Genomic DNA, 19,347 nt, shown 5'->3' on the forward strand with positions numbered 1-19,347 from the left:
CTCAGCGCGGGGGCAGGCGGTGCAGCTCGACCCCGTCGAGCCGCCCCGCCGCCACCCGCGCCGTCAGGTAGGTGGCGTGCGGCTGGGCCCGCCGGTCGGTGGGTGAGCCGGGGTTGAGCAGCCGCAGGCCACCCGGGGCCACGCTGTCCCACGGGATGTGGGAGTGCCCGAACACCAGCAGGTCGCAGTCACCGAAGGCGGCGGCGCAGCGCTCCTCCCGGCGGGTCTTCGGCCCGGTCTCGTGCACCACGGCGACCCGCAGCCCGTCCAGCTCGACCCGGGCCACCTCGGGCAGCCGTGCGCGCAGGGGCGGCCCGTCGTTGTTGCCGTACACGCCGACCAGCCGGCGGGAACGGGCCTCCAGGGCGTCCAGCAGCGACACGTCCACCCAGTCGCCGGCGTGCAGCACCACGTCGGCGGCCTCGACCGCCGCCCAGAGCGGCGCGGGCAGGTCCCGCGCCCGCTTCGGCACGTGCGTGTCGGCCATGATGACCAGCTCCATGCCCCGATCCTGCCCGTCGCCGGTCCCGCTGTCGCGGTGGCGCCCGCACCGGACCCGGCGCTCCGGCTCAGGCCCCCTGGTCCTCCGTGAGGGCGGTCGGCGCGGCCGGCTGGCCGCCGTGCCGCCCGGCGGCCGCGGTGATCCGGCCCGCGGCGTTGATCAGGCCGATGTGCGAGAACGCCTGCGGGAAGTTGCCCAGCTGCTCACCGGTGGTCTCGTCGATCTGCTCGGCAAGGAGGCCGAGGTCGTTGACCTGCGCGGCGAGCCGCACGAACAGCTGCCGCGCACGGTCCAGCTCGCCGGCCTCGGCCAGACAGGCCGCCAGCCAGAACGAGCAGATCAGAAAGCCCGCCGGGTCTTCGTCCCAGCGGCGCAGCAGGCCGTTGCGGGACAGCCGGTGCTCCAGCAGGTCGATCGTGGCGCGCATCCGCGGATCCCGGGCGGGCAGGAAGCCGACCAGCGGCATGATCAGCACCGAGGCGTCCAGCTCGTCGGAGTCGAAGGCGCCGGTGTACGCCCCGACCCGGTCGTTCCAGCCCCGGTGGAGCACCACGGCGCGTACCTCGTCGCGGGCGGCCGCCCAGCGCGCCACGTCGGCGGGTTCACCGATGCGGGCTCCGAACCGGACGGCCCGGTCCAGCGCGGTCCAGCACTGCACCTTGGACGACAGGTAGTGCCGCTCGGCGTCGCGCGCCTCCCACATCCCGGCGTCGGGCCGGCGCCACTCCCCCACCGCCTGGTCGGCCAGGTCGTGCAGCAGCTGCCGGACCTCCGGGGACATCGGGTCGAGGTAGTACCGCATCAGCCACGCCGCGTCGAGGACCTCGCCCAGCACGTCGGACTGCCGCTGCCGCCAGGCGTCGTTGCCGACCAGGACCGGCCGGCTGCCGGCGTATCCGGCGAGGTGGTCGAGGCGGTGCTCGGTGAGGTCCCGCTCGCCCTCGACGCCGTACATGATCGGCACCGGCTCGCCGCCGCTCCGGCCCACGGCCCGGGCCACCCAGCTGAACTGCCGGTCCGCCTCGTCCGGGCAGGCGGCCAGCCAGAGCGCCTGGAGGGTGAGGCTGCAGTCGCGGAGCCAGACGAACCGGTAGTCGTAGTTGCGGTCGCCGCCCAGCTCCTCCGGGATCGAGGTGGTGGCCGCCGCGACCACCGCCCCGCTGGGCCCGTAGGTCATCCCCTGCACCACCATGGCGCTGCGGCGGACCAGGTCGCGGTAGTCGCCCTGGTAGTCGTGCAGGGCGGCCCACGACCGCCAGCCGGCGGCGGTGTCGGCCAGCACCTGGTCGGCGTCGGGCAGCGCCGGCGCGCCACCCTGGTAGGTCGGGGCGTACCCGAGGGTGAAGTGGTGGGTGCTGCCGGCGCGGGCGGTGAACCGCCCAGACGCGGCACCCTCGCCCAGGGTCAACGGCACGTTGGCGCGCAGCTCCAGCCGGTCCGCGCCGCCGGTCGCCGCGATCACCCCGCCGGTGTCGGTGAGGTAGGCGGTCACCCGGCCGTACTCGAAGCGCGGCGCGTAGTCGACGAGCATCGGGACCTCGCCGGTGAGCCCCTCGACCACCCGGGCGAGCACCCGCGGTGACCGCAGCCCGATCCGGTGCCCGCACGCCCCGGGCTCCAGCGCCAGGGCGTCGGTGACGGCCGCCGTCCCGGTCGCGGTGGTGAAGACCGTACGCAGGACCAGCGTGTCGTCCAGGTAGGACCGGGTGCTCGTGAACCCGTCCACGGGCCGGATGCTCCAGTGGCCGGCCGCGTCGCCGAGCAGCCGGCCGAACACCGACGGGGCGTCGAAGCGGCGCGGGCACCACCAGTTGACCGCGCCGGCCCGGTCGACCAGGGCGGCGCTGTGCCCGTCGGCGAGGAAACCGTGCTCGCTGATCCGTCCGGTCCGCACGGGGTTGGCTACCCGGGGCGGCGGCCGCCATGCGCCGGCATCGGGCCGGACGGCCGCGTTACCCCCCGACGGGGACGGGAACGCGGCGGGTTGACGAAGGAGGATGCTCATGACCAGTTCCTCGAGTCCGACCGCGGCCTGGCGGCCCGGTATGCCGGGCAGCGACAACCTCCCGTCCGGTCCGAGCGGCCGCCCGTCGCCGCCCAGCGGGGATGGGCACGGGCCGCAGGCCGGCCCGCCGACCGTCACGATCGGGTCGTACCCGGACTATCCGTCCGCCCAGCGGGTGGTGGACTACCTGGCCGACAACCGGTTCCCGGTGGAACGCACGGCGATCGTGGGGACGAACCTCACCCTGGTCGAGACCGTGATGGGCCGGTTGACCACGGGCCGCGCCGCCCTGGTCGGCGCGGGCACCGGCGCCTGGTTCGGCCTGTTCATCGGGTTGCTCTTCGGCATCTTCACCGCGGGGAACTGGCTCGCGGTGATCGTGGTGGGCCTGGTGATCGGCGCGATCTGGGGCGCCGTGTTCGGCGCGGTGGCCCACGCCATGACCGGGGGCCAGCGCGACTTCACCTCGGCCAGCTCGCTGCGGGCCAGCCAGTACGCGGTCACCGTGGACGCGGAGCTGGCCGACCAGGCCCGGCAGCTGCTCGGCCGGATGCACCTGACCCCGACCGGCGCCACCGCCCGCTGACCGGTCGGTTCCCGACGCCCCGGCGCACCGTCGCGCCGGGGCGTCGCGCCGTCAGTGGTACGACCGTTCGCCGGCCCGGATCGGGACGTCGACCCGGTTCTCCGGCGGCGCGAGGGGGCAGGCCCACCGGTCGTCGTAGGCGCAGCTCGGGTTGTAGAGGTAGTTGGCGTCGAGCCGGACCCGGTTGCCGGGCAGCACGGTCAGGCCGCGCCCGAAGGTCCCCTTCACCGTGTCGGTGAGGTAGCGCCCGCCGCCGTATGCCCCGGCGCCGCAGGTGGCGTCGCGCACCGGGAGGAACAGCCCGCCGCCGTACGCCTCGATCCACCAGAGGGTGAGCGGTCCCCAGGGCGTCTCGGCGACCGCCACCCGCCGGTACCGCACCACCCCGTCGGACCCGCCGGTGTCGATGCTCTCGGTGCCCGAGGCGGGGCGCAGGGGCGCCTCGACCACGGCGGACGGGTCGGGCGGGAACCAGCGCAGGCCGGTGAAGCCGGGCCGGTCGGCCGGTGGCAGGGGGCTGCTGGGGTGGCTGCGGAACAGTTCGTCGCGGGCGGCCCGGAAGCCGGCCAGGTCGAGGTCGGAGAGGTAGAGCCGCGCCACCCGTTCACGCCAGTCCTGCACGTCGAGATCATCCACTCTCCGACCCTAGCCCGGCGCTGTGGTTCAGATTCGAAAATCACCGCCGTACGAGATCACTGTCGCGCGGGTCACTACGGCAGCGGAGGGCTTGTTTAAATTTTAAATAGTGCTACTGTCAGGGCCATGACGGAGAGCCTGGACCCCGAGCGGCTGGCCTGCTGGCGCGCCTACATCGAGGCGAGCCAGCGGCTGTTCACGCAGCTCGAGGAGGACCTGCGCGCCGACAGCGAGCTGAGCTTCGCCGACTACCACGTGCTGGTGCTGCTCTCCGAGGCGCCCGGGCAGCGGCTGCGGATGGGTGAGCTGGCCAGCCGCCTGGTCTTCTCGCCCAGCCGGCTGACGTACCAGATCTCCTCCATGCAGAAGCGCGGCCTGGTGGCCCGGGAGTCGTGCCCGGACGACCGGCGCGGCAGCGAGGCGGTGCTCACCGCCGCCGGGCTGCTGACCCTGCGCGAGGCCGCGCCGCACCACCGGCGCTCCGCGCGCACCCACCTGATCGACGACCTCGACGACGCCGAGGTCGCCTGCCTCACCCGGGTCTTCGAGCGGCTCGGCCGGCGCCTCCGCGCCGACCGCGACGCGTCGTCCACCCCGGCCGACAAGTAAGGAGACCCGCGATGCCCGCGATCACCGTCGACGACGTCCTCGTCCTGCCCCGCCTGCCGGAGCTCGCCGAGTCCACCACCTACCGGCCGGTCCGCCGGCTGACCACCGCGCCCAGCGGCTACGAGGGCGAGGGCTTCCCGGTCCGCCGGGCCTTCGCCGGGGTCCCGATGACCGAGCTGGACCCGTTCATCCACCTCGACCAGATGGGCGAGGTCGACTACGCGCCGGGCGAGCCGAAGGGCACCCCGTGGCACCCGCACCGCGGGTTCGAGACGGTGACCTACATGATCGACGGGATCATGGACCACCAGGACTCGCAGGGCGGCGGCGGCACGATCACCGACGGCGACACCCAGTGGATGACGGCGGGTCGCGGCCTGCTGCACATCGAGGCGCCGCCGGAGCACCTGGTGATGAGCGGCGGCCTCTTCCACGGTCTCCAGCTCTGGGTCAACCTGCCCCGGGTGGCGAAGATGAACCCGCCGCGCTACCAGGACATCCGCGGCAAGGAGTCGGCGCTGCTCACCACGCCCGACGGCGGCGCGCTGATCCGGGTGATCGCCGGCGAGATCGCCGGGCACCAGGGCCCCGGCTCGACCCACACCCCGATCACCATCGCGCACGTGACGCTCCAGCCCGGGGCCGAGCTGAACCTGCCCTGGCGGCCGGACTTCAACGCGCTGGTCTACGTGCTGGCCGGCCGGGGCACCGTGGGCACGGACCGGCGGCCGGTCCACCTGGGCCAGCTCGCCGTGCACGGGCCGGGCGACGCGCTGCGGGTCACCGCCGACGCGCGGCAGGACGCCAACACCCCGGCGCTGGAGCTCTACATCATGGGCGGCCAGCCGATCCGGGAGCCGGTGGCGCACTACGGCCCGTTCGTCATGAACACCCGCGCCGAGCTGGTCCAGGCGGTCGAGGACTACCAGGCCGGCCGGCTCGGAGTGATCCCGGCCGAGCGGCTGCCGCACAGCGGCGGCGAGGGCGACCGCCCCTGACCCGCTCCGTCCGACGGGCGTCCCGGTCCACCGGGGCGCCCGTCGCCGGTCTCAGGAGACGGCGAAGATCCCGGCCACCCCGAGGATCACCATCAACAAGACCGCCACCAGCGCACCCCGTTCACCCTCCACCGCCTGCTCGCGGTGCTCGGTCACGGTGTTCGGCGTCTCGGCGGGCATGCTGTGGCCTCCTCGGTTTCGCGATCCAGGGGTCCGGCGCACCCCCACGCGAGCACCCGGCCGACCGGGGACGGTCGGCGTGCGGGGCCGTGCCGGGGGTCCTACCGTGAGGACGATGTCGACCTCGGGAGGCTGGAACGTGGCGATGCGGGACTGGTTCCTCTCCGCACAGGAACGCGCCAACCCACGGTCAGAGTTACCCGTCTGGACGAGCGGAAACCTCGTCGAGCCGTTGATTCACGGCAGCGCGTACTTCGACCGGCTGGTCAGTGAGGTGGAACACCTCCGGGCCGGTGACCACCTCTTCTTCACCGACTGGCGCGGCGACCCGGACGAGCGGATGCGGCCGGACGGGCCGACCGTGGTGCAGCTGTTCGCCCGGGCCGCCCAGCGCGGGGTGATCGTCAAGGGGCTGATCTGGCGGTCCCACCTCGACGCGCTCTCCTACAGCGAGGAGGAGAACCGCGACCTCAGCGAGGTGATCTGCGCCGCCGGCGGGGAGGTCCTGCTCGACCAGCGGGTCCGCCGCGGCGGCTCGCACCACCAGAAGCTGGTCGTGCTGCGCCGCCCCGGCGACCCGGAACGGGACATCGCCTTCGCCGGCGGGATCGACCTCTGCCACAGCCGGCGGGACGACGCGGCGCACGGCGGCGACCCGCAGCCGGTCGCCATGTCCCCGCGGTACGGCCCGCACCCGCCCTGGCACGACGTGCAGCTCGCGCTCCGCGGGCCGGTGGTGGGCGCGCTGGACACCACCTTCCGGGAGCGGTGGACCGACCCCATGCCGCTGGACTCGGAGAACCCGCTGGCCTACCTGCGGGACCGGCTGCGCGGCTCGGACCTGACCCCGGACCCGCTGCCCGACCAGCCCGCCGACCCGCCGCCCCGCGGGCCGCACCACGTCCAGGTGCTGCGCACCTACCCGGCGGTACGCCCGCGCTACTCGTTCGCGCCGGACGGTGAGCGGACCGTGGCCCGGGGCTACACCAAGGCGGTCCGCCGGGCCCGCCGGCTGATCTACCTGGAGGACCAGTACCTCTGGTCGACCGAGGTGGCCGACCTGTTCGCCCGGGCGCTGCGCGAGCAGCCGGAGCTGCACCTGGTGGCCGTGGTGCCCCGGCACCCGGACGTCGACGGCCGGTTGGCGCTGCCGCCGAACATGGTCGGCCGCGCGCAGGCCCTCGAACTCTGCCACCGGGCCGCCCCGGACCGGGTGCACGTCTTCGACGTGGAGAACCACGAGGGCACCCCGGTCTACGTGCACGCGAAGGTCTGCGTGGTCGACGACGTCTGGGCCAGCGTGGGCAGCGACAACTTCAACCGCCGCTCGTGGACCCACGACAGCGAGCTGTCCTGCGCCGTGCTGGACGACACCCGGGACGAGCGGACCCCGACCGACCCGGCGGGGCTGGGCGACGGCGCGCGGGTGTTCGCCCGCGACCTGCGCCTGCGGCTGTGGCGCGAGCACCTGGACCGGGACCCGGACGGCGGGGACGACCACGACCTGCTCGACCCGGCGGACGCGGTCGCGGCGATCATCTCGGCGGCGGCGGAGCTGGAGCGGTGGCACGAGTCCGGGCGCACCGGACCCCGCCCGCCGGGACGGTTGCGGCCGCACCGGCCGGAGCGGCTGCCCTGGCACACCCGGCTGTGGGCGCTGCCGGCGTACCGGCTGGTCTACGACCCGGACGGCAGGCCGCTGCGGGCCCGGCGCGCCGGCACCTGGTGAGCCGCCGCGACCGGGTCGCCGCTGGGCAGCGGCCCGTCGAGCGCGTTCGGCCGGGCCGGGTACGCGAACGACACCCGGGGCGAGTAGAAGCCCCAGCACACCTGTAGCGGGTTGGCCGGCCGGAGCGCGTAGACCGGGTGCTCCGGGGCCAGGAACTCCACCGACTCGACCTCGAACGGCGACACCGGCTCGGCCACGTACGGGTAGTCCGCGACGATCAGCTCGCCGTCGCGGGCCGTCAGGTAGCGGTGGTGGCCGCTGTGCGCCTCGGTGCCGGTGTGCCCGACGCCGGCGGTCACCTGGATGAGCGGCCGCCCGTCGGCCCACGTCTCGGCGGCGAGCCGCCCGCCCCGCACGTCGACCAGGGTCTCCCCGGACGTGGCCGGGGCGCCGCGGGCGGAGGCGTACTGCCGGACCCGCGGGCTGGAGGCGAGGTAGTGGGTCCACCAGCCGCCGGGCGTCTCGCCGTCGGGCGGAGCCATGTCCGCGAGTGAGACACCGAGGAAGGTGCACGAGTACGCGCCGAACCCGGAGGTCTGGGTCTCGTCGTCCACCACGTACTGGCAGAGGAACACCTGGCGGTCGGGACGCGGGCGGAGGCCGGCCGGGACGAGCGCCGCGACCGCGTCGGGGTCCGCCGGGACCCAGCTGAACAGCAGGGTCCGGGCGTTGACGACGAGTTGCGGAGCGGCGGGATCCAGCACGGTGCCTCCGTAGACGTGTACACCTGGACGCTACGGGCGGTCCCGTCTGCGGGACAACGACGGAAAGACGACAGTGTGAGCCAACTGTCGGGTTTCACGTTGACCGGTCGGCACCGGACATCGGCCGTCCGGTCAGTCGGATCCGGCCGCCTCGCACCACCGCAGCGCCGGCCATCCGAGGGTTTCTGCCCCGGTTCAGACCCTTCATGCCGGGACACGGCATAAGTACATCGTACTTTCGGCTAGATTTCCTCCGGCCGATCAGGCTAAGGTGACTTCCGAACGGCCTAACTGAAGCTAAACCGAAGCGTCACGTCTTTTTGTTTCGCGGACGAGGTGCAGGGAGGACCACCCATGACCGCGCACACGATCAGCGAGCCGGCGACGAGAACGCCGTCCACCTCCGAGAAGCTCGACCCGAGGGCGCTCACCGACAGCGCCGCGGACCTGCTCAACGCGATGGCGGCGCTCCCCGCCCACCACCCGTCGCGCGCCGCGCTGCGCGACCGGGCGATCGAGGCCTGGCTGCCTCTCGCCAACCACCTCGCCCACCGCTACAGCGGCCGGGGCGAGCCCACCGACGACCTGGCCCAGACCGCCGCGGTCGGCCTCATCAAGGCGATCGACAAGTTCGACCCGTCCCGCGGCGTCGACTTCGCCGGCTACGCCATCCCGACCATCATCGGCGAACTGAAGCGCCACTTCCGCGACCGGACCTGGGACATCCGGGTGCCGCGCCGCCTCCAGGAGCTGCGGCTGGCCATCTCCGACGCCAACAGCACGCTGCTCCAGACCCTCGGCCGCTCCCCGACGGTCGCCGACATCGCCACCCACCTCAACCTCACCGAGGAAGAGGTCCTGGAGGGCCTGGAGGGCGCCCGCGCCTACAACGCGGTGTCGCTGTCCACCCCGACCGGCGACGGCGACCGCGCCACCGAGCTGGGCGACATGCTCGGCGGCGAGGACGGCGAGTTCGAGCTGGCCGAGCTGCGGGTCGCCCTCGGGCCGGCGCTGGCCACGCTCGACGAGCGCGAGCAGAAGATCCTCACCCTGCGCTTCTACGGCAACCTGACCCAGTCGCAGATCGCCGAGCAGATCGGCGTCTCGCAGATGCACGTGTCCCGGCTGCTGGCCCGGGCGCTCACGAAGCTGCGCGGGCAGCTCGACGGAACCTACTAGGGGGTGGCGGCGGTGACCGGGTCGGCGGGCCCGGTCACCGTTGACGACCACTCGGGCCCGGCCGGCGGTGCGCCGGCCGGGCCGTTCCGTGTCCAGCGCAGCACCAGCAGGTCCAGCGCGTCGACCACCGGGGCGCGCGGGGTCCGCCGCGCCGCCGCGCGCAGAAGTCGAACAGGGCCCCGCGGCGGCCGCCCGGCCGGGGGTGCGAGAGTGGGTCCGTGCTCTCCGACGTCTCCCTGGACCTGCCGGTCCGGCCGGTCCTGCCGGCGCTGGTCGAGGCGCTGGACGCGGCCGGCGCGGCGGTCCTGGTGGCGCCTCCCGGGACCGGCAAGACGACCCTGGCGCCGCTCGCGGTGGCCGACGAGGTTCCCGGCCGGGTGGTGATCGCCCAGCCCCGCCGGGTGGCCGCCCGGGCCGCCGCGCACCGGATGGCCGCCGTGCTCGGCGAGCGGGTCGGCGACCGGATCGGGTACGCGGTGCGCGGCGAGCGCCGGGTCGGTCCGCGGACCCGGGTCGAGGTGGTCACCACCGGCCTGCTGGTCCGCCGGCTGCACCACGACCCGGAGCTGCCCGGGGTCGACGCCGTGCTGCTCGACGAGTGCCACGAGCGGCAGCTCGACGCCGACCTGGCGCTGGCGTTCACCGTGGAGGCCCGCGGCACGCTCCGGCCGGACCTGCGGCTGCTGGCCATGTCGGCCACTCCGCGGGCGGACCGGTTCGCCGCGCTGCTCGGCGGGGCCGCTCCCGCGCCGGTGATCCGGGCCGAGGCCGCCCTGCACCCGGTGGACCGGATCTGGACGCCACCGTCGCGCCCGGTCGCCGCCCCCGGCGCGGGGCGGGTCGACCCGGCGCTGCTGGACCACGTCGCGGCGACGGTGCGCCGCGCGCTGCGCGAGCGGGCCGGGGACGTGCTGGTGTTCCTGCCCGGCGCCGGCGAGATCGCCGCCGTCGCGGGCCGCCTGGCCGACCTGCGGGACGCGGTCGCCGTGCTGCCCCTGCACGGCCGGCTCCCGGGCGCCGCGCAGGACGCCGCGCTCGCGCCGCTGCCCGGCCGGCGCCGGGTGGTGCTGGCCACCGCCGTGGCGGAGAGCAGCCTGACCGTGCCCGGGGTCCGCGTCGTGGTGGACGCCGGGCTGAGCCGGGTGGCCCGCACCGACCTGGCCCGCGGGCTGGGCGCCCTGGTCACCGTGCCGGTGTCCCGGGCGGCCGCCACCCAGCGGGCCGGCCGGGCCGGGCGGGAGGCGCCGGGCGCGGTCTACCGGTGCTGGTCGGAGGCGACCCACGCCCGGCTCGCGCCGCAGCCCGAGCCGGAGATCGCCTCCGCCGACCTGACCGGGTTCGCCCTGGAGCTGGCCGCCTGGGGCACCCCGGACGGCACCGGCCTGGCCCTGCCCGATCCCCCGCCGCCCGCCGCCCTGGCCGTCGCCCGGGACACGCTGACCACGCTCGGCGCGGTCGACGCCGACGGCCGGATCACCGCGCGCGGGCGGGCCATCGCGGCCGCCGGAGCGCATCCCCGGCTGGCCCGCGCGCTGCTCGACGGCGCGGAGCGGGTCGGCGCCGACCGGGCGGCCGAGGTGGTCGCGCTGCTCGCCGAGGAGACGCTCGGCGGCGCCGGGGACGACCTCACGGCGCTCTGGCGCCGGCTGCGCACCGGCGCCGACCCGGCCGCCACCGCCCGCTGGCGGGCCGAGGTACGCCGCCTGCGCACCGCCCTGCCCGGCGGCGCGGCCTCCGGGCGGGACCGCCTGCCCCGTGACCGGACCCCCGGGCGCGCCGGACCCGACCTGCCCGCCGACCGGCCGCCGGGGCGCTCCGGACGGGACCGCCTGCCCGACGACCTGGCGGCGGGGCTGCTGGTGGGGCTGGCGTACCCGGAGCGGTTGGCGCGGGCGCGGCGGGCCGGGGGGTCCGCGTACCTGATGGCCGGCGGGACCGCCGCGGAGCTGGCCGCCGGCTCGGGCCTGGCGGGGTCGGCGTGGCTGGCGATCGCCGTGGCCGACCGCTCCCCCGGCGCGCCGACCGCCCGGGTACGGCTGGCCACCCCGGTCGACGAGGCGACCGCCCGGGAGGCCGGCGGGCCGCTGCTGCGTGCCGACCGCGAGGTCGGCTGGTCCGGCGGGGACGTGGTGGCCCGGGAGGTGGTCCGGCTCGGCGCCATCGAGCTGGTCGACCGGCCCCTCGCCGCGCCCGAGCCGGCGCGGCTCACCGAGGCGGTGCTCGCCGGGCTGCGCCAGGAGGGCCTGACCCTGCTCACCTGGACGCCCGAGGCCACGGCCCTGCGCCGGCGGCTGGCCTTCTGCCGGCAGGCGCTCGGCGAGGAGTGGCCGGACGTCTCCGACACCGCGCTGCTCGCCGCCGCACCGGCCTGGCTGGGCCCGGAGCTGTCCCGCGCGCGCCGCCGGGCCGACCTGGCCCGGATCGACGTGGCGGCGGCGCTGCGCCGGCTGCTGGACTGGCGGCAGGCGGCCCGGCTGGACGAGGTGGCGCCCGAGCGGCTCCCGGTGCCGAGCGGATCGCGGATCCGGCTGGACTACGCCGACCCGGCCGCCCCGGTGCTGGCGGTGAAGCTCCAGGAGACGTTCGGCTGGGCGGCCGCACCCCGGATCGCCGACGGCCGGGTGCCGGTGCTGCTGCACCTGCTCTCCCCCGCCGGCCGGCCGGTGGCGGTCACCGCGGACCTGGCCTCGTTCTGGCGGACCGGCTATCCGCAGGTGCGGGCGGAGCTGCGCGGGCGCTATCCCCGCCACCCGTGGCCGGACGACCCGACCAGCGCCGAGCCGACCCGCCGCGCCAGCCCGCGCCGGCGCTGACCCGGCTACTCCTCGACCACGTCGGCGATCACCACGGTGACGTTGTCCGGGCCGCCAGCCCGCAGCGCCAGGTCGATCAGCTTGGCCGCGCACGCCTCCCGCTCCGGGTAGCCGCCGAGCACCTCGGCGAGGGTGTCGGGGCGGACCACGTTGGAGAGCCCGTCGCTGCACAGCAACCAGCGGTCGCCGGCCCAGGGCACCATCGTCGCGTAGGTCGGGGAGACCTCGTCGCCCTGCAACGCCTGGGTGACCACGGCACGGCGGGGGTGGCTGCTCGCCTGCTCGGCGGTGATCACGCCCTGGTCGACGAGCATCTGCACGAAGGTGTCGTCCCGGGTGACCTGCTTCAGCACGCCCTCCCGGAACAGGTAGGCCCGGGAGTCGCCGACGTGGGCCAGCGCCAGGCAGCTGCCGGTGCGGGCGAACAGCAGCGCCGTGAGGGTCGTGCCCATGCCCTGGCGTTCCGGGTCCTCCTCGACCGCCTGCCGGATCCGCGCGGTGGCCAGCTCGATGCCGCCCTGGAGGGCGGCGACCAGAGCGTCCTCCGGGGTCTCCACGTCCAGCGGCGCGAACGCGTCCATCGCGATGCGGCTGGCCAGGTCACCGGCGGCCATGCCGCCCATGCCGTCGGCCACGGCGACCAGCCAGTTGCCGGCGTGCTGGGCGTCCTGGTTGCCACTGCGGATCAGCCCACGGTCGCTCGCCCCGACGGAACGAAGCTTCAGGGTCATGGGACGCAGCCTGCCAGTTGTAGGGCTCGGTTGTCTCTAGGAGATCAGGACCATGCTACGTGGCGCGGTGAATCTCACTGTCCGCGGCGGCGCGCCGGCCATCGGGTCGGATCGATTGACAGCGGGGGAACGCGCTGGAAACATCTGGCTGGTATTGGGAGCGCTCCCAGCTCCGACCCGTCCCCCTGCGCACGGAAGGAACCTCCGTGACCCCACCCCGACGACGGCTCGCCGCCCTCGCCGCGGCCACCACCCTGGCGCTCACCGGCGGCACCGCCGGCACGGCCCGCGCCGAGGTGCCGCCGGACGCCCCCGAACAGCTGCGCAACGGCGACTTCAGCGCCGGCACGTCCCCCTGGTTCTCCTACGGCACCGGCGACCTCGGTGTGACCGACGGCCGGCTCTGCACCACCGTCGCCGGCGGCCTGGCGAACCCCTGGGACGCCGGCATCGGGCAGGACGCCGTGCCGCTGATCGCCGGCGCCGAGTACGAGCTCTCCTTCGACGTCTCCGCCACCCCCGGGGCCGCCCTGCGGGCGGTGCTCCAGCTCGGCAGCGCCCCCTACACCACGTACGCGAGCGTCGATGCCACCGCGACCGCCGCCGCCCGGCACGTCACCACGACGTTCACCGCCCCGGCCGACAACGCCGGCGCCCAACTGATCTTCCAGGTCGGCGGGAGCGCCGAGGCGCAGACGTTCTGCCTGGACGACGTCTCGCTGCGCGGCGGCGAGGCCGCACCGCCGTACGAGCCGGACACCGGGCCGCGGGTACGGGTCAACCAGGTGGGCTACCTGCCCGGCGGGCCGAAGAACGCGACGGTGGTCACCGAGGCCGCCGAGGCGCTGCCCTGGCAGCTCCGCTCAGCCGCCGGGACCGTGGTGGCGGACGGGACCGCCACCCCGCGCGGCGTCGACCCGGCGTCGGGGCAGCGGGTGCAGACCGTCGACTTCTCGGCGTACCGCACCCCGGGCACCGGCTACACCCTGGTCGTCGACGGCGAGACCAGCCACCCGTTCGACATCTCCGGCACCCTCTACGACCGGCTGCGCGCCGACTCGCTCCAGTTCTTCTACGCCCAGCGCAGCGGCGCCCCGATCGACGGCGACCTGATCGGCGCCGCCTACGCCCGCCCGGCCGGCCACCTCGGCGTGGCGCCCAACCAGGGCGACACCGACGTGCCCTGCCAGCCGGGCGTCTGCGACTACTCCCTCGACGTGCGCGGCGGCTGGTACGACGCCGGCGACCACGGCAAGTACGTGGTCAACGGCGGCATCGCCACCTACCAGCTGCTCAACGCCTTCGAACGCACCAGGACCGCCGAGAGCGCCGGCGGCGGGACCGCGCTGGGCGACGCCACCCTGCGGGTGCCCGAGCGGGGCAACCACGTCCCGGACATCCTCGACGAGGCCCGCTGGGAACTGGAGTTCCTGCTGCGCATGCAGGTGCCGGCCGGCCAGCCGCTGGCCGGAATGGTCCACCACAAGATCCACGACCGGAACTGGACCGGGCTGCCGCTCGCCCCGCAGGACGACCCGCAGCCCCGCGAGCTGCACCCGCCGTCCACCGCCGCCACGCTCAACCTGGCCGCGGTGGCCGCCCAGTGCGCCCGCCTCTACGCGCCGTACGACGCCGCGTTCGCGGCCCGCTGCGGCGCCGCCGCGAAGACCGCGTACGCCGCGGCCAAGGCCCACCCGGCGGTCTACGCCTCGGCCGCCGACGGCACCGGCGGCGGCGCCTACGACGACACGAACGTGACCGACGAGTTCTACTGGGCGGCCGTCGAGCTGTGGCTGACCACCGGCGCGTCGGCGTACCTGACCGACCTCACGGCCTCGCCGCTGCACACGGCCGACGTCTTCGCCGCCGGCGGGGCGTTCGGCTGGCAGAGCGTGGCCGCGCTGGGCCGGCTCGACCTGGCCACCGTGCCCAACGGCCTGCCGGCCGCCGAGCGGACCCGGATCCGCGCCTCGGTCACCGCGGCGGCCGACCGCTACCTGGCCACCCTGCGGGACCAGGCGTACGGGCTGCCGCTGCCCGGCGCCGCCGACGCGTACGTCTGGGGCAGCAACAGCAACGTCGTCAACAACGCGGTCGTGCTGGCCACCGCGTTCGACCTGAGCCGGGACGCGAAGTACCGGGACGGGGCCGTGCAGAGCGCCGACTATCTCCTCGGCCGCAACGCGCTGAACATGTCCTACGTGACCGGCTGGGGCGAGCAGCACGCGCGCAACCAGCACAGCCGGATCTTCGCCCACCAGCTCGACCCGGACCTGCCGAACCCGCCGGCCGGTTCGCTGGCCGGGGGCCCGAACGCCGCCCTCCAGGACCCGTACGCGGCAAACCTGCTCGCCGGCTGCGCGCCGATGTTCTGCTACGTCGACGACATCAACTCGTACGCGACGAACGAGGTGGCGATCAACTGGAACTCGGCGCTGGCCTGGCTGGCGTCGTTCCTCGCCGACCAGGGCGACGCGGCGGCCGTGCCGGCGCCGGCCTGCGCGGTCGCGTACACCACCCACGGCAGCTGGCCGGACGGCTTCACCACCCAGGTCACGGTGAAGAACACCGGCGGCTCGGCGGTGAACGGGTGGAGCGTGCGGTGGGCCTTCACCGGCGACCAGAAGGTGAGCGGCTACTGGTCGGCGAAGGTCAGCCAGTCCGGCGCCACGGTCACCGCGAGGAACGAGTCGTGGAACGCGAGGATCGCCCCCGGCGGCACGGTCACCTTCGGGTTGAAGGGCTCCACGTCCGGCGGCCCGAACCCCAACCCGAACCTGATCACCCTGAACGGCGCCGCCTGCACCGTCTCCTGACCGGCGCGGTGGCCTCCCGGCGACGGGGGGCCACCACCGCCGGGCAGGCGTGATCATGGGGGCATGGCCTACCTCTTCCTGCTCGGCGCGATCACCGCCGAGGTGATCGGCACCAGCCTGCTCAAGGCGACCGACGGCTTCACCCGGCTCTGGCCCACGCTCGGCGTCGCGGTCGCGTACCTGTCGTCGTTCGGGCTGCTCTCCCTGACGGTCCGGGACATCCCGGTCGGTGTCGCGTACGCGGTCTGGTCCGGGCTCGGCACCGCGGCGATCATGGCGATCGGCGCGGCCTTCCTGGGCGAGCCGCTCAGCCTGGCCAAGGTGGTCGGCGCCGGCCTGGTCATCGCCGGGGTGGTCGTGCTCAACCTCGGCGGCGCCCACTGACACCGGATCCGGCGGAACGTACGCCCCCTTGACCGGCGCGGCCGCGCCCGTGTAGCAGCATGGCGGCATGACGGACCAGCAGACCATCGCGATCCGCCCGGGCGGACCGGCCGACGCCGCCACCGTGCTGCGCCTGCTGGACAGTGCCACCGCCTGGCTGGCGGCGCGCGGCCGGACCGGCCAGTGGGGCGCCGAGCCGGCCTCGACCGACCCGCGCCGGATCGCGCAGGCCGACGCGTGGACGGGCGGCGGCGGGCTGTACCTGGCCCTGCTCGGCGACGTCGCGGTGGGCGCGCTGGTGGTGGGGTCGGCCACCGCGTACGTGCCGCCGGCCACCGAACCGGAGCTGTTCGTCAACCTGCTGGTCACCGACCGGGCGTACGCGGGCCACGGGATCGGGGCGCGGCTGCTCGCGTACGCGGCGGAGCTGGCCCGGGAGCGTGGCCTGGGGCTGCTCCGGGTGGACTGCTACGGCGGGGACGACCGGGCGCTGGTCCGGTTCTACGAGGGCTGCGGCTTCACCGCCACCGACCGGTTCACCGTCGAGCGCCCGGGCCGGCCGCCGTGGCCCGGGCAGGTGCTGGAACGCCGCCTCGGCTGAGCGGTCAGCCGATCTCCTCGTCGACGAAGCACCACCGCCAGGTCTCACCGGGCTGGATCGAGCGCATCACCGGGTGCCCGCTCGACTCGAAGTGCTTCGTGGCGTGCTGGTAGGGCGAGGAGTCGCAACAGCCCACGTGCCCGCAGGTCAGGCAGGCCCGCAGGTGCACCCAGTCGTCGTTGCCGATGGCCACGCAGTCGGGGCACTCGGTCGTGGTCGTCGGCTCGGCGTCGCCCGCCTCGGTCAGGTGCTGGCAGCTCACTCGTCGGCCTCCTGTCGCAGCAACGACTCCTCCAGGTCCAGGTCGCGGTAGGCGCGGACCAGCACCTCCTCCGGGATCCTCCCGGAGTCGCGGGCGGCCCGGAACACCTCCCGCTCCGCGTCGATCATCTCCTGCCGCAGTCGACCGTACGCCCGCGAGGGGGTCTCCCGCGTGTCGCCCCCGAGCCGTTCCCACGCCAGGTTGGTGCGGCTCTGCACCAGCCCGCGCAGCCGCTCGACCACGGCGTCCGGCGCCCCGCCGGCCAGTTCCTCCAGCCGGTCCCGGGCGGCCCGGCTGGCCTGCTGCTGCACGGCGGCGGCGGAGAGGGCGTCCTGCACCGGGTCGTCCGGCGGCAGTTTCGCCGCCCGCGCCACGGCCGGCAGGGTGGCGCCCTGCCCGACCAGGGTCACCACGATCACCGCGAACGCGAGCCAGATGAACAGCTGCCGCGGGTACGCCCGGTCGTCGGCCAGGGTGAGCGGCAGCGCGAGCGCGGCGGCGAGGGTGACCACGCCGCGCATCCCGGCCCAGCCGATGACGAAGGGCACCTGCACCGGGGTCGGCGCGTCCCGGCGGCGGGCCTGGGGCACCAGCCGGGCCAGGTAGGTGGCCGGGACCAGCCAGACGAAGCGGGCCAGCACGACGGCGGCCAGCACCGCGGCGGTGACCCCGACCAGCCGGCCGACCGGCTCGTCCAGGTCCCGGAGCACCTCGGGCAGTTGCAGGCCGACCAGCAGGAAGACCAGCCCTTCCAGCAGGAACTGGATCAGCCGCCAGAACGCCCCCACCTGGAGCCGGGAGGCGGCGGACATCAGCAGCGGCTGCTTGTGCCCGATGCCCAGCCCGGTGACCACCACAGCGACCACCCCGGAGGCGTGGATCTCCTCGGCGGCGAAGACCACCGCGAACGGCACGATCAGCGACAGCGCGTTGTCCAGCACCGGGTCGGTGATGCGCTTGTGCAGGGAGCCGAAGAGCACCACGCCGAGCAGCCCGACGAGGACGCCGCCGCCGGCGGAGACCAGCACCTCCCAGGCCACCGCGCCGACCCCGACGTGACCGCCGGCCGCGGTGGCCGCGGCCACCGCCACCCGCAGCAGCACCAGCGCCGTGGCGTCGTTGACCAGGCTCTCCCCCTCGAGGATCGTCACGATCCGCCGGGGCAGGCCCACCCGCCGGGCCACCGCCGTGGCGGCGACCGCGTCGGGCGGCGCCACGACCGCGCCGAGCGCCAGGCAGATCGCGTACGGGACGCCGGGCAGGATCAGATGGACGACGGTGCCCACCACGAACGCGGTGAAGAGCACCAGCCCGACGGCGAGCAGCAGGATCGGCCGGAGGTTGAGCCGGAACGCCGGCACCGACGTCTTCAGCGCCGCCACGTAGAGCAGCGGCGGCAGGATGCCCACCAGCACCAGTTCCGGGTCGAGGCGGACCTGCGGGAAGCCCGGCACGAAGGACAGCACGAGGCCGAGCACGACCAGCAGGATCGGCGCCAGCAGGCCGAGTCGCCGGGCCAGCGCCGCGCCGAAGGTCGCGATCGCCAGAAACGCCACGACCTCGATCAGAGCTTCCATGGGGTACGAGCCTAGGCGGCCGGCGGCCCCGACGTGATCACGAGGCAGTACGGAGCTTCGGCAGCACCTCGGCCCCGAACGTGTCGATGAAGGCGCGCTGCTCCTGCCCGACGTGGTGCAGGGCGATCTGGTCGAAGCCCAGGGCGAGGTACTCCTCCAGCCAGCCGACGTGCCGGCCCGGGTCGGCGGAGACGTTGACCACCGAGGTGACCCGCTCCATCGGCACGTCCGCGCTGACCGCGTCGAAGTGGTCGGCCAGTTCCAGGTCCCAGCAGACCGGCGGGGCGAAGACGTTGCTGCGCCACTGGTCGTACGCGATCGCCTCGGCCTCGGCCTGCTCGGGCGCCCAGCTCACGTGCACCTGGAGGTGCAGCGGCCCGCGCCCACCGGCGTCCCGGTAGGCGTCGATCATGCGCCGCAGGTGCGCCACCGGCGCGTTGACGGTGATCAGCCCGTCGGCCCACTCGGCGCACCAGCGGGCGGTCTCGACGCTGACCGCCGCGCCGATGAGCGCGGGCGGCTGCTCGGGCCGGGTCCACAGCCTCGCCCGGTCCACGGTGACCAGGCCGTCGTGGCTGACCTCCTCGCCGGCGAGGAGCGCCCGGATCACGTCCACGCACTCGCGCAGCCGGGCGGCGCGGACGTCCTTGCGCGGCCAGCCGGTGCCGGTGATGTGCTCGTTGCTCGCCTCGCCGGTGCCGAGCGCGGCCCAGAACCGGCCCGGGTACATGGCGGCCAGGGTGCCGATGGCCTGCGCGATCACGGCCGGGTGGTAGCGCTGGCCGGGCGCGTTGACCACGCCGAACGGCAGGTGGGTGGCCTGGAGCGCGGCGCCGAGCCAGGACCAGGCGAAGCCGGAGTGGCCCTGCCGGGCGCTCCACGGCGAGAAGTGGTCCGAGGACATGGCGGCGTCGAAGCCGGCCCGCTCGGCGTGGATCACCGCCGTCAGCAGCTCTGCCGGGTGGATCTGCTCGTGGGACGCGTGGAAGCCGAACACCGTCATGGGCGCACCTCCTACCCATGACGGCGTCCGGT

Annotated in this window: 19 protein-coding genes; 9 read left to right on the top strand and 10 right to left on the bottom strand. The window is 75.1% G+C overall.

What is annotated here, in order from left to right:
* Position 1: 1 nt before the first annotated feature.
* Both ACZ6PY_RS25120 and ACZ6PY_RS25125 read right to left on the bottom strand, forming a co-directional pair.
* Positions 2-502, bottom strand: coding sequence for a metallophosphoesterase family protein (locus ACZ6PY_RS25120; RefSeq protein WP_466075737.1), 501 nt, complete (start codon positions 500-502; stop codon positions 2-4).
* A gap of 67 nt (positions 503-569) precedes the next feature.
* Positions 570-2,396 (bottom strand): glycoside hydrolase family 15 protein, encoded by a 1,827-nt coding sequence (locus tag ACZ6PY_RS25125; RefSeq protein ID WP_466075740.1) that lies wholly within the window; start codon positions 2,394-2,396, stop codon positions 570-572.
* Positions 2,397-2,505: 109 nt separating this feature from the next.
* On the opposite strand from ACZ6PY_RS25125, the gene ACZ6PY_RS25130 reads away from it, so the two are divergent.
* Entirely contained in the window at positions 2,506-3,093 is a 588-nt protein-coding gene (locus ACZ6PY_RS25130) for a general stress protein (RefSeq protein WP_262283733.1), read from the top strand.
* A 51-nt stretch (positions 3,094-3,144) separates the two neighbouring features.
* Here the strand turns inward: ACZ6PY_RS25130 and ACZ6PY_RS25135 are convergent, their stop codons facing one another.
* Complete coding sequence (locus ACZ6PY_RS25135) at positions 3,145-3,729, bottom strand: DUF1684 domain-containing protein (protein WP_466075743.1); 585 nt, start codon at positions 3,727-3,729, stop codon at positions 3,145-3,147.
* 126 nt (positions 3,730-3,855) lie between these two features.
* Between ACZ6PY_RS25135 and ACZ6PY_RS25140 the strand changes: the two genes are divergently transcribed.
* Entirely contained in the window at positions 3,856-4,338 is a 483-nt protein-coding gene (locus tag ACZ6PY_RS25140; RefSeq protein WP_466075746.1) for a MarR family winged helix-turn-helix transcriptional regulator, read from the top strand.
* Between the two features lie 11 nt (positions 4,339-4,349).
* Complete coding sequence (locus ACZ6PY_RS25145) at positions 4,350-5,336, top strand: pirin family protein (protein WP_262283730.1); 987 nt, start codon at positions 4,350-4,352, stop codon at positions 5,334-5,336.
* Between the two features lie 51 nt (positions 5,337-5,387).
* Here ACZ6PY_RS25145 and ACZ6PY_RS25150 read toward each other — a convergent pair whose 3' ends face one another.
* Entirely contained in the window at positions 5,388-5,516 is a 129-nt protein-coding gene (locus ACZ6PY_RS25150) for a hypothetical protein (protein ID WP_466075750.1), read from the bottom strand.
* 139 nt (positions 5,517-5,655) lie between these two features.
* On the opposite strand from ACZ6PY_RS25150, the gene ACZ6PY_RS25155 reads away from it, so the two are divergent.
* On the top strand, positions 5,656-7,245 hold the full coding sequence (locus ACZ6PY_RS25155) for a phospholipase D family protein (RefSeq protein WP_466075926.1): 1,590 nt from the start codon (positions 5,656-5,658) through the stop codon (positions 7,243-7,245).
* Here the strand turns inward: ACZ6PY_RS25155 and ACZ6PY_RS25160 are convergent.
* Complete coding sequence (locus ACZ6PY_RS25160; RefSeq protein WP_466075753.1) at positions 7,194-7,949, bottom strand: hypothetical protein; 756 nt, start codon at positions 7,947-7,949, stop codon at positions 7,194-7,196. The genes ACZ6PY_RS25155 and ACZ6PY_RS25160 overlap by 52 nt on opposite strands.
* Positions 7,950-8,303: 354 nt before the next feature.
* On the opposite strand from ACZ6PY_RS25160, the gene ACZ6PY_RS25165 reads away from it, so the two are divergent.
* The gene (locus ACZ6PY_RS25165) at positions 8,304-9,128 is read left to right on the top strand and encodes a SigB/SigF/SigG family RNA polymerase sigma factor (RefSeq protein WP_262283728.1); all 825 of its coding nucleotides are present in this window, start codon (positions 8,304-8,306) and stop codon (positions 9,126-9,128) included.
* On the opposite strand, the gene ACZ6PY_RS25170 is transcribed toward ACZ6PY_RS25165, so the two are convergent.
* Entirely contained in the window at positions 9,125-9,256 is a 132-nt protein-coding gene (locus ACZ6PY_RS25170; RefSeq protein WP_466075756.1) for a hypothetical protein, read from the bottom strand. The two genes, ACZ6PY_RS25165 and ACZ6PY_RS25170, sit on opposite strands and share 4 nt — an antisense overlap.
* 90 nt (positions 9,257-9,346) lie before the next feature.
* On the opposite strand from ACZ6PY_RS25170, the gene hrpB reads away from it, so the two are divergent.
* The gene (gene hrpB, locus ACZ6PY_RS25175) at positions 9,347-11,941 is read left to right on the top strand and encodes an ATP-dependent helicase HrpB (RefSeq protein ID WP_466075759.1); all 2,595 of its coding nucleotides are present in this window, start codon (positions 9,347-9,349) and stop codon (positions 11,939-11,941) included.
* A gap of 5 nt (positions 11,942-11,946) precedes the next feature.
* On the opposite strand, the gene ACZ6PY_RS25180 is transcribed toward hrpB, so the two are convergent.
* A complete protein-coding gene (locus ACZ6PY_RS25180; protein ID WP_466075762.1) occupies positions 11,947-12,672 on the bottom strand; it encodes a PP2C family protein-serine/threonine phosphatase in 726 nt (241 codons plus the stop codon).
* Positions 12,673-12,878: 206 nt separating this feature from the next.
* Between ACZ6PY_RS25180 and ACZ6PY_RS25185 the strand changes: the two genes are divergently transcribed.
* The 3 genes from ACZ6PY_RS25185 to ACZ6PY_RS25195 all read left to right on the top strand — a co-directional run bounded on the left by ACZ6PY_RS25185 (position 12,879) and on the right by ACZ6PY_RS25195 (position 16,473).
* The gene (locus ACZ6PY_RS25185) at positions 12,879-15,488 is read left to right on the top strand and encodes a glycoside hydrolase family 9 protein (protein ID WP_466075765.1); all 2,610 of its coding nucleotides are present in this window, start codon (positions 12,879-12,881) and stop codon (positions 15,486-15,488) included.
* Between the two features lie 63 nt (positions 15,489-15,551).
* A complete protein-coding gene (locus ACZ6PY_RS25190) occupies positions 15,552-15,872 on the top strand; it encodes a DMT family transporter (protein ID WP_466075768.1) in 321 nt (106 codons plus the stop codon).
* Positions 15,873-15,939: 67 nt separating this feature from the next.
* Positions 15,940-16,473, top strand: a complete 534-nt coding sequence (locus tag ACZ6PY_RS25195) for a GNAT family N-acetyltransferase (RefSeq protein ID WP_466075771.1) — start codon at positions 15,940-15,942, stop codon at positions 16,471-16,473.
* Positions 16,474-16,477: 4 nt separating this feature from the next.
* Here the strand turns inward: ACZ6PY_RS25195 and ACZ6PY_RS25200 are convergent, their stop codons facing one another.
* Genes ACZ6PY_RS25200 through ACZ6PY_RS25210 form a run of 3 tightly spaced genes read right to left on the bottom strand, consistent with a single transcriptional unit; the run spans position 16,478 to position 19,315 of the window.
* On the bottom strand, positions 16,478-16,735 hold the full coding sequence (locus ACZ6PY_RS25200; RefSeq protein WP_466075774.1) for a UBP-type zinc finger domain-containing protein: 258 nt from the start codon (positions 16,733-16,735) through the stop codon (positions 16,478-16,480).
* Positions 16,732-18,312 carry a Na+/H+ antiporter gene (locus ACZ6PY_RS25205; RefSeq protein WP_466075777.1) on the bottom strand — a complete coding sequence of 527 codons (1,581 nt, stop codon included), beginning with the start codon at positions 18,310-18,312 and terminating at the stop codon, positions 16,732-16,734. The genes ACZ6PY_RS25200 and ACZ6PY_RS25205 overlap by 4 nt, the downstream gene beginning before the upstream one ends.
* A 37-nt stretch (positions 18,313-18,349) precedes the next feature.
* A complete protein-coding gene (locus tag ACZ6PY_RS25210) occupies positions 18,350-19,315 on the bottom strand; it encodes a TIGR03885 family FMN-dependent LLM class oxidoreductase (protein ID WP_466075780.1) in 966 nt (321 codons plus the stop codon).
* Between the last annotated feature and the right edge of the window lie 32 nt (positions 19,316-19,347).

Source organism: Micromonospora sp. NPDC048907 (assembly GCF_055586885.1).